This window comes from Lysobacter oculi, from assembly GCF_003293695.1.
In the GTDB taxonomy this organism is placed as follows: Bacteria; Pseudomonadota; Gammaproteobacteria; order Xanthomonadales; family Xanthomonadaceae; genus Solilutibacter; species Solilutibacter oculi.
Map to the genome: position 1 here is coordinate 1,478,196 of NZ_CP029556.1, position 11,953 is coordinate 1,490,148.

An 11,953-nucleotide genomic window follows, 5' to 3' on the forward strand; every position below is an offset into this window, starting at 1 on the left:
GCGCCAGATTTTCCGTGCCCCATGTCAAGCGAGGTATGCAGCTAGATTCCACGCTTGGGATTCCGTGTCCAGGTCGAATGGCAAGGCATGCAGAACCAGTCCATCGCCGAAATCGAAGTGTGGGAGCGGCTCTGCGAACCGCTCGGTCTTCGGGTACAACAGAATCAACTGCCCGTTGCCACCGAGATACTTCTGGCCGTAGGCGTACAGCTGATAGAAATCGCCCTGCGAGAGACCGTACTTGGATTCACTGTCGGTCTTTTCTGCGTCTAAAAGCTTCCATTTCGCGTCCAGGATCAACCTGTTCTTTCTGCCTTGGGTGATTAGAAAATCAGGACGAAGCTCGAACCAGTTCTTTGGCTCTAGTGTTCCCGCCGGCATGTGGCTGCACAGATACTGACGGCTCGCTTGGGGCACCAGTTGGAATCCTGCCGGGACGGCTTGCTTGAGGCAGGCGCCAACGTGCTGCTCGTAGACCTTCTCCATCGGGAACAGCAGGCTCAGGCCTCGATAGTCGCCTAGGACGGAGAGAGGCATCTGCTCGTGCAAGATCAGCGAACACCACATCCGGACTGGAGCGTAGTGCGCCATGAGGCGGTCATCCCGCCAGCGTCGGAAATCCTCGCGGATGTTCGAGCTAGTGGGGATCTCGGCCAGGTGATGGGCCAGCTCGTGCGCCAGCCGCCAGTTCTTCGGTTCGCGCGTGCCCTTGCGGATCACATCGAGGGCCGAGCGGATCAGCCGGTTTTCTGGCCGATCGGCGTCGAACACGTCATGCTCGACCTGGAAGAAGTGATCGCGCCCGGGCGGTTGACGCAACTGTCGAGCAACCACCAGGCGGCCGCGCAGATAGCGCAGCTCCTCCTGTACCGGGTGGTAGTCGAAACGCAGCCCGCGTTTGACCAGATGATCGACAGCCTCCAGGAACTGCGCCGCGACCCATTCACTCAATGGCGCGTCGAATACACGCAATCCGGCGGGCCCGGACTGACGAGGCCGGATGTCCAGGCAGCGGAGCAACATCTTCTGCAGCAGGTTGCGCGATGATGCACGGTCGTCGCCTGCGTCCAGTGCCTTCGGCAGGATCTCAATGCGGATGCCGCACGGGGTCTCCAGCACGCCGACGTAGTTGTCCAGCCGAAGTTCGCGTCGGCTTTCCAGCTCGACGAGCCGGGCGCCGTTGTCCCCGCCGCGCAGGCGAGCGCTTTCGGCCAGTAACCACTCAAATGCCGTCTTGCTGACCTGTGCGGTGTTGACGGCCGAGGGCGATACTTCGGCCGTCGTTAGGCGCGCATGTTCGCGGACGGTAATCAGGGTGTTCACGGAGCCGGGCCGGCCGCCGAGTAGATACCGAGATAGCTCTCAGGCTCGATGAAGGCCTTTGTATTGATGTTCCAGCGCGGGTTGCTGTTGGCGACGCCCTCCTTGCCGAACAGGGCCTGCAGGTCGTTGCCGGGCTGAGACAGAAAGCGGTGATCCGCTGCCTTGCGATGGTCGTTTAGCACCAGTGCGATCTTTTCCCAGTCCTCGAAGAAATACTCCTGCAGTAGCGGCAGCACCTGACGCTGGAATACATCTTTCAGGTCCGCCACCGACTTGATACCGATGAAATAGGCATGACCCAGCAGATAGTCGCGCCCCAGCAACACTTCGATGCGCTGATTCATGGTCGTCAGCAGCTTTTGGAGGTCGATCCCATCGACGGTGCCAAGGAGATTCGGCTTCGGCGGCATCTCCTCGAATACGAAACGGCGGCGGAGGGCGATGTCCAGTCCGGCCAGGGATCGGTCTGCAGTGTTCATTGTGCCGATCAGATACACGTTGTCAGGCACGCTGAACTTCTTCTTCGAGTACGGAAGCACTACTTCCAGGGCCTCGACGCTTCCTTTGCGCTTGGAGGGTTCTATCAGCGTGATCAACTCACCAAAGATGCGCGAGATGTTTCCTCGATTGATCTCATCGATAATGAGAACGCGGGGTTGGCTGATCTTGGCGACTTCGTGCTCTCCCTTCGTAAGAGAAACAGAAGCCGCCTCAAGATATTCGGCGAGTTCAGGCCAACCGAATCGGGACAATTCGTAAACGGTCTTCAGCGTAAATTTGCGGCCATCGTTGAGAGGTCGGATGTCCAGCGAGAGGCCCGTCGCCAACCAATTGACCGGCAGCACATTGACGTAGTCCTGGCGAACGCCTGCTGGCGGCGAAGCCTGGTATTCGTATTCGCCCTGCACGACACCAACGGCCTGAAATTTGTCCTCAGACCCGATGCAAAGCAGTACGTCTCCGGGCTCGATCTCGCGGGAGAAACCATGAAGCGAGCTGCGGTCGTTCGATCCCAGGACTGCATATGCGGGAACCGACGACAGGTTCTCGTTCATGAGGTCACCGGCTTCGCTCCAACCAATTCTGGCCTCGCCATGGTTGAAGCAGTAATTCCTGGTCGTGCTTGTGACGGTACCGTCGATGGAAATCTTCCAGATTCGTGCGCCTTCACGGACGCCGATGTCGGAAGCAATCTGGGAGGATCCACGGGCATCTTCGCAAATGCTCCGAAACACCCCCGGTTCAACGCGGTACTGCAGCGATCCGCCCTCGCTGTCGGCGCGAATGCCTTCGACGAAATCTTCGTAACTGAAACTTTGGTGGAAGGTCACGAACCGAACTAGGCCTTCCTGGGTCAGCTCATCGAAACGTTGCTTCATCGGCTCGCGCTCATCGTTGCGAGCCGAATAGAACGCCGGGTCAAGGATCGCCACCGCCTTGTCGATGGTGTGGAACGTCTTACCGGTGCCCGGCGGTCCGAACAGGATTTGATTGAGTGGCTGATTGATGGGCATGACGATTGATGAAGTCGACGAAGGGGCCGTTTGTGAAATTTCGGAGTCGTACCAGTCGCACAACTGGGTAAGTGCTTCCGCCGATGCCACATTGACTGAAAACGCTCTTTCCCCAGCAGCAAGTGCCGGCGCGTGCGATTTCAGATGATGGTTTCGGGACTTTTCGGGAGGGTATTCGGTTACCGTAAGCGCCGAACCGAATGGCGGCACGGCATCAACAAAAATCTGGACAGCAATCTTCTTTGCTGGATTGGAACCCGGGTCGAAGGCCAACTGGCGACCGGACGGGGTGCGATAGGCGGCCAGATGTGATGTGCCGCTGTAACTGCCCGGAAAGCGTCTGCTCAGGTAATCCATCGCGGAGGCCGCACTAAAGGTGCCTCCTTCTTCAGGTGGCTTCGCTGTCTCCCACACTCGCTCACTGAAGGCAATCAGTGATTCGCCGGCCTGCTTTTGCTGCAGGACACGGGCGTGCAACTGAGTGATTGGAGTAGCGTCGTTCGCAGGAAGGCCGAGAAATCTTCTCAGGCTTTGCGGCGAAAGAACGGCGGTCAGGCGCGGGGCGCTTCGATCCTGGTACAAGAAAGCAATCTTGCTTCGAAACACCGGCCAAAGCAATCCATCGTCTGCGCTGGAGTCCACGGGGCTGAAATCGCCCTTGACTGCTGCCTGGGCAATCGCTGCAACTTCGTCGCGTACTTTCTGGAAAACACTTTCCTCATCGCCTCCGAAGCGGGAGTACCAAGCGTAGTTCGCCGAGTAAGTGACATTTTCCTGTCTCTTTTCGTCGTTCTCCCCCGAACGGTGGGCATAGATGCCGAACTTGAGCGCCGTGCCGCCACGCATGCCGCCGTACCCATCCAGTCCACGTTCCACTAGATAGGTGAAGCACCGCTTGTCCCCAACCGTGGCGTATTCCGCCAAGGTCATGGATCTCAGTCGTTCGATCGGCCAGTCCCTGAGAAAGGCATCCCAGTCGCTCAGGTCTTCGTTGAAAGCCACGCATCCCCCTGTTTCGTCATGGCGTTGCATTACCCCCGTCCGGATTCTACGAAACCCTGGAGAGGGGCATGCATCTGGCGGTCCTTCGATGGATCGTGCCCGCCCCGCGGCTCAGGGCCTGAGACAGCCTGTCCATAGCCTATACAGACTGCTCGACTAGCCAGCCAGCGGCTATCCTTCCACGCTTGGAATCAATCGCAGCAGACCATTGGAAGACCACTGAATGCCCCTGACCCTGCCCCAACTGGAACGCCATCTCTTCAAAGCCGCCGACATCCTGCGCGGCAAGATGGACGCCAGTGAGTTCAAGGAATACATCTTCGGCATGCTTTTCCTGAAGCGCTGTTCGGACGTGTTCGATCAGCGCCGCGAAGAAGTGGTTGCCGAACGCATCGCCGCAGGTGAGTCGCCGCAGCAGGCACAGGAATCGGCCGAGAACCCGCGCTGGTACCGGCGCTCCGGCTCGTTCTGGGTGCCGCCGCAATCGCGCTATCCCTACCTGCTCAACGAGGCCCATCAGAACGTCGGCGACTTCCTCAACAAGGCGCTGACCGGCATCGAGTCCGGCAATACCAGCCTGGCCGACGTGCTGGAGCACATCGATTTCACCCGCAAGGTCGGCCAGAGCAAGATCCCCGACCAGAAGCTGCGCCAGCTGATCACCCACTTCGGCCAGTACCGCTTGCGCAACGAGGACTTCGAGTTCCCCGACCTGCTTGGCGCGGCCTATGAGTACCTGATCGGCGAGTTTGCTGACTCCGCTGGCAAGAAGGGCGGCGAGTTCTACACGCCGCGCTCGGTGGTGCGGATGATGGTGCGCCTGCTCAAGCCGCAGGCGGAGCACCACATCTATGACCCATGTGTTGGCTCCGGCGGCATGCTGATCCTGTCGAAGGAGTACATCGACGAGCACGGCCAGGACGGACGCAAGGCCAACCTGTATGGGCAGGAGTTCAACGGCACGGTCTGGTCCATCGCCAAGATGAACATGCTGCTGCACGGCATCGACACCGCTTGGCTGGAGAACGACGACACCCTGGAGAACCCGCGCCACCTCGAGAACGGTGAGTTGCTGCGCTTCGACCGCGTGTTGACCAATCCGCCGTTCTCGATCAACTGGGGCACGGCCGACAAGAACGCCGACGGCCAGCCGATCTGGGCGCCGAAGTTTCCCGAGCGCTTTCGCCACGGCCAGGTCAAGCTGGGCAGCAAGAAGGCCGACCTGATGTTCCTGCAGCACATGCTGGCGGTCACCCGCGACGGCGGCATGGTCGCCACGGTGATGCCGCACGGCGTGCTGTTCCGCGGCGGCGAGGAAGCGGCCATCCGCAAGGGCATCATCGAGAACGACCTGCTGGAAGCCGTGATCGGCGTGGCGCCCAACCTGTTCTACGGCACCGGCATCCCGGCCTGCATCCTGGTGCTGCGCCAGCAGGTGGCCGAAGGCGCGAACCGGGTCAGCGGTAAACCCGAAGCACGCCGCGGCAAGGTGCTCTTCATCAATGCCGACCGCGAGTTCTTCGAGGGCCGTGCGCAGAACTATCTGCTGCCGGAACACATCGAGAAGATCGTCAGCACCTACGATGCCTTCGAGGCCGTTCCTGGATTCAGCGCGATCATCGACAACGCGACGTTGTTGGAGAACGGCTGCAACCTCAACATCCGCCGCTATGCGGACAACGCGCCCGCGGCGGAGCCGCACGACGTGCGCGCGCACCTGGTCGGCGGTGTGCCGAAGGCGGAAGTCGGGGCCGAAGACAAGGCGGCGCTGTTCCAGGCGCACGGCTTGAATCCCGGCGACCTGTTCGTCGAACGCGACGCGAAGTATCTCGACTTCAGGGCCGAACTCGGCAAGCGCGGCGACCTCAAGCCCGCCATCGAAACCAACGCCGGCCTGCTGGCGAAGGAGCAGGCGATCCGCGACGCCTTCGAGGCCTGGTGGGCAGAACACGGCCCGCGCATCGTCGAGCTGGCCAACAAGACGGACGATGCGGCCAGCCTGGTGGCGCTGCGCAATGATCTGCTGACAAGCTTCAGCCAGTCGCTGGATGCGGTGGGCATGCTCAATCCATTCCAGGTGCGCGGCATCGTGGCCGGGTTCTGGAGCCAGAGTCAGTACGATTTTCTCACCCTGATGGCACGCGGCAGTCGGGGCGTGGCCGATGCCTGGCGCACCAGCATCGTCACCGCACTGGAGGACAAGGCCAGCAAGGACAATCCGCTGGAGCACAAGCTGGTGCGCTTCCTGATGGGCGAATTCGTCACCGAGATCGCCGAGCTGGAGGCAAAGAAGGCGGAGCTGGAGACGCAGATCAAGGCGGCCGGCTCGAAAGATGCCGACGAGGAAGGCGAAGGCACTGAGGTGGCGGACGACGACGGGGAAGACGCCGTCAGCGAGGAACAGTTGAAGGCGTGGAAGAAGGAACTTGCCGCGGCGAAGAAGGCGCTGAAGGCGAAGCTTGAATCCTTTACCGGGCAGCTGAACGCGCAGGTCGATGGCTTGTCGTCAGAGGACGCCGGGGCGCTGCTGCTGAAGATCCTGCACGATGACATGCGCGGCATCGTGGAGCGCTACATCACGGCCCAGCGCAAGCAGGTGGTGGCGGCGTTCGAGGCTTGGTGGGACAAGTACCGGGTGACGCTGACGGAGATCGAGCAGGCGCGTGATGACGCGGCGAGCCAGTTGCAGGGGTTCCTGAAGGGGTTGGCGTATGTCTGAGTACGCGTCGCGGCCGATTGGGGATGTCATTGCAAAGCATGTTGGAGGGGGGACGCCTTCGCGGCAGGTTGCCTCTTACTGGAACGGAAACATTCCGTGGGCATCGGTCAAGGATTTCCCGGAGGAAGCTGGTGTCATTGAGGACACCGAAGAACATATTTCCCCGGCAGGTTTGGGTTCCAGCGCAAGCACTCTGATCCCCGCGGGCGTGCCACTTGTATGCACCCGAATGGCCATCGGTCGTGCTGCCATGCCAGCAGTGCCGATGGCTATCAATCAGGATGTGAAGGCACTGTTCCCGAAGGACGGTGTGCCTAGTTCCTACCTGCTGAAGTTGCTTCGGTACATTCGTCAGAAAGCCGAGGATCAATCAGTTGGCTCGACGGTCAAGGGCATACGCGTCCGGGACTACTTGGAGATTGAGGTTCCGATCGCGGATGACGATGCGCGGCCCGTTATTGCACAGATTCTCGATACCCTCGACACCGCCATTGCGCAAACCGAGGCCATCATCGCCAAGCTCAAGGCAGTCAAGCAGGGCCTGCTGCACGACCTGCTGACCCGTGGCATCGATGCCAACGGCGAGCTGCGCCCGCCGCAAAGCGAAGCGCCGCAGCTTTACAAACATTCGGCGCTGGGGTGGATTCCGAGGGAGTGGGAAGAGGTCACGCTTGGCGAGATTGCAAAGCGGTCCGGGGGATTGCTGCAAACCGGCCCGTTTGGATCGCAGTTGCATGCGCACGAGTACGCCATTGAGGGTGTGCCGGTCCTGATGCCGCAAGATATGGTTGACGGCGAATTCTCCATAGCGAACATCGCACGAATCACAGAGCGAAAGGCAATCGCACTCGCTCGACACCGTGTTAGGCCGAACGATCTGGTGTTCTCCCGTCGAGGCGACCTATCACGGTGCGTGGCGATTGGCGAACAGCAGACGGGGTGGCTCTGCGGCACTGGTTGCCTGCTGGCGCGACTCCCGAGTTCAGAAGTGAATGCCTTCTGGCTTGCATTGGTCTATCAGCAACCGGCAACCCAGTCCCAAGTAATGGGGCGTGCCGTTGGCTCGACCATGGCGAACCTCAATACCTCAATCCTTGCATCAATCACCATTGGTCGCCCGGTTGTCAACGAGCAAGACGAGATTGTCAGTCGTGTGGCGAGTGCTTCTCTTAGGATTCGAACCGAGGAGCAAACGCTGCAGAAGCTTTATCTTGAGAAAGCCGGCCTTATGGACGACCTTCTTACCGGCCGAGTTCGAGTCACGTCCCTGCTGGCAAGGGCCCAACATGAGATGGAGTACGCCTGATGGGTTGGGAACTCGACGACGTCGAAAAGCCCTTTGTCGAACAGCTCAAGCTGCTCGGCTGGACCTACATTGAAGGCGACATCGACGACCCCTCCGTCACCGGTCGCAGTGACTTCCGACAGGTCGTGCAAGAAGCTGTCTTGCGCGAAACGCTCCGCGCCATCAACCTCGACGGCAGCGGCCAGCCCTGGCTGGACGACGAGCGCCTGAGCGAAGCCGTCGCCGCCCTCACCCGCCTCGGTGCGCACAAACTCACCGAAGCCAACGAAAAAGCCACCGAACTACTGACCCGCGGCATCACGGTCGACGGCCTCCCCGGCTGGGATGGTGGCCGCGGCCAGACTATCCAGTACATCGACTGGCACAACCCCGCCAACAACCATTTCACCGTCATCAATCAGTACCGCGTCGACTGCACACCCGGCTACGACAGCGGGAAGGCCTTCATCGTCCCCGACCTGGTGCTGCTTGTGAACGGCATCCCGCTGGTCGTCGTTGAATGCAAAAGCCCCGACATCCCCGAGCCGCTGGCCGACGCCGTCGACCAATTGCGCCGCTACAGCAACCAGCGCAAGGCCAGCCTGGAGGTACAGGACAACGAAGGCAATGAGGCCTTGTTTGCCACCAACCAGCTGTTGATCGCCACTAGCTTCGACGAAGCCCGTGTGGGTTGCATCGGCGCCACCTTCGACTGGTATGCCCAGTGGAAGACCGTCGTCGGCCCCGAAGGAAGCGGTAGCGAGCAGGCGGTGGCCGAATCGCTGGGCAAGCAGACCCTGTCCGAACAGGAGCGCCTGGTCGCGGGCCTGCTGGCGCCCGCGCACCTGCTGGATGTGATCTACAACTTCACCCTGTTCATGCAGGCTGGCGGCCAGACCATCAAGACCCTTTGTCGCTACCAGCAGTACCGCGCGGTCAACAAGGCGATTGCCCGGCTCAAGACTGGCAAGACCCGCGCGCAGCACGGCGAACATGACGAGCGCGGCGGCATCGTCTGGCACACCCAGGGCAGTGGCAAGTCGCTGACCATGGTGTTCCTGGTGCGCAAGATGCGTGCGGACACACAACTGCGAAAGTTCAAGGTCATCGTCGTCACCGATCGCAAAGACCTGCAGAAGCAGTTGTCGCTGACCGCCAACCTGACCGGCGAGACGGTCGAGGTCGCCAACAGTACCGAAGGCGTCAAGGCGCTGGCCCGGCGCAAAGGCCCGGGGCTGGTGTTCGCCACTATCCAGAAATATCGCGACCCTGACACCGAGAACGATGCGCCGCTGAAGGCCGAGGACTTGCCGAGCGTAACGGTGGCAGAAGGCGGCGAAAACAAATCCGATAAGCCGGCGGCCAAGCCCAAGGACGTGCCGTTCGAAGTGCTGAATGAAGACGAGAGCATCCTGGTGCTGTTCGACGAGGCACACCGTACCCAGGCCGGCGACCTGCATGCCAATCTGCGCGCCGGCTTGCCCAACTGCGCGCGCATTGGTTTCACCGGCACGCCGATCATCATGGGCGATAAGAAGCGCACCCACGAGATCTTTGGCGAGTTCATCGATCGCTACACGATCAAGCAGGCCGAGGAAGACGGCGCCATCGTGCCGATCCTGTACGAGGGCCGCACCGCCAAAGGCGCGGTCAAGGAAGGCGCGAGCCTGGACGAGCTGTTCGAGGACCTGTTCCGCGAACGCAGCAAGGAAGAGTTGGAGGCGATCAAGCAGAAGTACGCGACCAAGGGCCACATCTTCGACGCGCCCAAGCTGATCGAGGAAAAGGCCAAAGACATCATTCGCCACTATGTCACCAACATCCTGCCCAACGGCTTGAAGGCGCAGGTGGTGGCGTACAGCCGACTGGCCGCGATTCGTTACTTCAGTGCGCTGAAGGCAGCCCGTGATGCTCTGCTGGCCGAGGCTCATGCACTGCCGGCCGAAGACAAGGCGATGGACGACGAAGCGCTGTGCGCGCGTTCGCCCAAGGTACAGGCCGCGGTGCAGGCTTGGCGCTATCGCGAGTTGCTGGCGGGCATCGAGTTTGCGCCGATCATCTCTGGCAGTAACAACGACGATCCGGCGTGGAAAGGCTGGACCGATGGCAAGAAGCAAGAAGCCCTGATCGACCGCTTCAAAAAGCCGCTGAATCATGCTGATCCGACCAAGGCGGACCCGTTGGCGTTCCTGATCGTCAAATCGATGCTGCTGACCGGCTTCGACGCGCCGGTCGAAGGCGTGATGTACTTGGATCGCCCGATCCGCGAGGCGGAACTGCTGCAAGCCATTGCCCGCGTCAACCGCACCGGCCACGGCAAGACCTGCGGCATCGTGGTGGACTATTACGGCGTGGCCCGACACCTGAGCGAGGCGCTCAAGGTCTATGCGGACGAGGACATCGAGGGCGCGCTCAGCAGCCTGAAGGATCAGGTCCGGGTGCTTCAGGACCGGCACCTGCGCGTAGTCGACCTGTTCCGCCAGCAAGGCATTGATTCGATCGAGGACACCGAGGCGTGCGTGCTGGCGCTGGCCAATGAGAAGTTGCGCGCCGAATTCACGGTCAAATTGAAGGCATTCATGACCTTGCTGGATACGGTGCTGCCGCGGCCGGAAGGCCTGCCGTATACAAAGGACGCCAAGCGCCTGGCCTACATCCATGCCCGTGCCCGCAACCGCTACAAGGACACGCCGGTGCTGGGCAAGGACGTTGGCGCCAAGGTGCGAAAGTTGATCGACGACCATGTGATCTCGCTGGGCATCGACCCGAAGGTGCCGCCGATCCAGTTGTCCGACGCGCAGTTCGACCAGTACGTGGCACGGGCGGCGAATGCCCGGGCCAAAGCGTCGGAAATGGAACATGCCGTTCGTTCCCATGTCCGGAAAAATCAGGACAAGGATCCGGTGTTGTACAACAAACTCTCCCAGCACCTGGAACAGTTGCTCAAGACCCTTGACGGCAACTGGGATGAGCAGGTTAAGCAGCTGCAGAAGCTGATCGACCAGATCCGCGCCGGCAAGGTGGACGAAGTGCAGGCGCCGGTCGACCTGCCCGCGCACTACATGCCATTCCTGCGCACGTTGCTGGCGGAGGTCTGCGGCGAACAGGAGCCGACGTCGGAACAATTGATGCGCCTGAAAGACGTCACTGTGGAATTGGTAGATGTGTTGGAACAAGAACTACAGGCGAATCCCAGCATCTGGCAGCCGCATCGACGTGCCGACCAGGAGGCGCTCAACGGCATCCTATTTGAACACCTAATGCGCTTGCAGCCCCCGCTGGTGGATACGGCTAAAGCGGAAGTGCTGGCAGACAAGTTGCTGCAGCAAGCCAAAGCCAATCACGATGAACTGCTGGCCGTATGACTACGACGCTGACCATCGATGACCTGAACTTTGACGTGCGCCGTAGCGCGCGCCGTCGCACCTTGCAAATCACGGTCGAGCGTAGCGGCGGCCTGTTGCTGAGTGCGCCTGAGGGCGTCGATGAGTCACGTATGCGCGATTTCGTGAATGAAAAGCGCTTCTGGATTTACACCAAGCTGGCCGAGAAGGAGCTGCTGCGCAAGGTGGTGCCGCGCAAGGAGTTCGTTGATGGCGAAGGTTTCCTCTACCTGGGTCGCAGCTATCGGCTGAAGTTGGTCGATGCGCAGGATGAACCCCTGAAGCTGTGCGGAGGTCACTTTCGCTTACGTCGCGACGCGATCAGCGCGGGACGCGAGCACTTCGTCCGCTGGTATTCCGACCGGGCACGCGACAAGTTGTCCGCCTACGTTGGAGAACTGCAGACTCGGATGGAAGTGCAGCCGGCCGGCGTGAAGGTGCAGGACCTGGGCTACCGCTGGGGCTCTTGCGGAAAAGGCGACTGGTTGTACTTTCACTGGAAGACCATCCTGCTGCCATCGCGCATTGTCGAATACGTGGCTGCGCACGAGATGGTGCACTTACACGAACCTCACCACACGCCTGATTTCTGGCTGCGCCTGGAACGGGCGATGCCTGACTTCGCTAGACGCAAGGCATGGCTGGCAGAACGCGGGATCGAGGTCGAGGGGTTGTGAGCGAGGCTTTGACGCGTTACGGCGCTATAGAGGTACGGGAAAGGTCACGC

At 60.8% G+C, this 11,953-nt stretch carries 6 protein-coding genes; 4 read left to right on the forward strand and 2 right to left on the reverse strand.

All coding sequences use genetic code 11. The features are described from left to right. Positions 1-24: 24 nt before the first annotated feature. Both DCD74_RS07135 and DCD74_RS12955 read right to left on the reverse strand, forming a co-directional pair. Complete coding sequence (locus DCD74_RS07135) at positions 25-1,323, reverse strand: McrC family protein (protein ID WP_112926701.1); 1,299 nt, start codon at positions 1,321-1,323, stop codon at positions 25-27. Further along, on the reverse strand, positions 1,320-3,869 hold the full coding sequence (locus tag DCD74_RS12955; RefSeq protein ID WP_112926702.1) for an AAA family ATPase: 2,550 nt from the start codon (positions 3,867-3,869) through the stop codon (positions 1,320-1,322). The genes DCD74_RS07135 and DCD74_RS12955 overlap by 4 nt, the downstream gene beginning before the upstream one ends. 193 nt (positions 3,870-4,062) lie before the next feature. Here DCD74_RS12955 and DCD74_RS07145 point away from each other — a divergent pair, with 193 nt between their 5' ends. From DCD74_RS07145 to DCD74_RS07160, 4 genes are read left to right on the forward strand one after another with little or no spacing between them, the layout of a single operon-like run. Beyond that, complete coding sequence (locus DCD74_RS07145; protein WP_112926703.1) at positions 4,063-6,558, forward strand: type I restriction-modification system subunit M; 2,496 nt, start codon at positions 4,063-4,065, stop codon at positions 6,556-6,558. Then, complete coding sequence (locus DCD74_RS07150; RefSeq protein ID WP_112926704.1) at positions 6,551-7,864, forward strand: restriction endonuclease subunit S; 1,314 nt, start codon at positions 6,551-6,553, stop codon at positions 7,862-7,864. Before DCD74_RS07145 ends, DCD74_RS07150 begins: the two co-directional genes overlap by 8 nt. Next, entirely contained in the window at positions 7,864-11,208 is a 3,345-nt protein-coding gene (locus DCD74_RS07155; RefSeq protein ID WP_112926705.1) for a type I restriction endonuclease subunit R, read from the forward strand. The genes DCD74_RS07150 and DCD74_RS07155 overlap by 1 nt, the downstream gene beginning before the upstream one ends. Beyond that, a complete protein-coding gene (locus DCD74_RS07160; RefSeq protein ID WP_112926706.1) occupies positions 11,205-11,903 on the forward strand; it encodes a M48 family metallopeptidase in 699 nt (232 codons plus the stop codon). The genes DCD74_RS07155 and DCD74_RS07160 overlap by 4 nt, the downstream gene beginning before the upstream one ends. Positions 11,904-11,953: the final 50 nt, after the last annotated feature.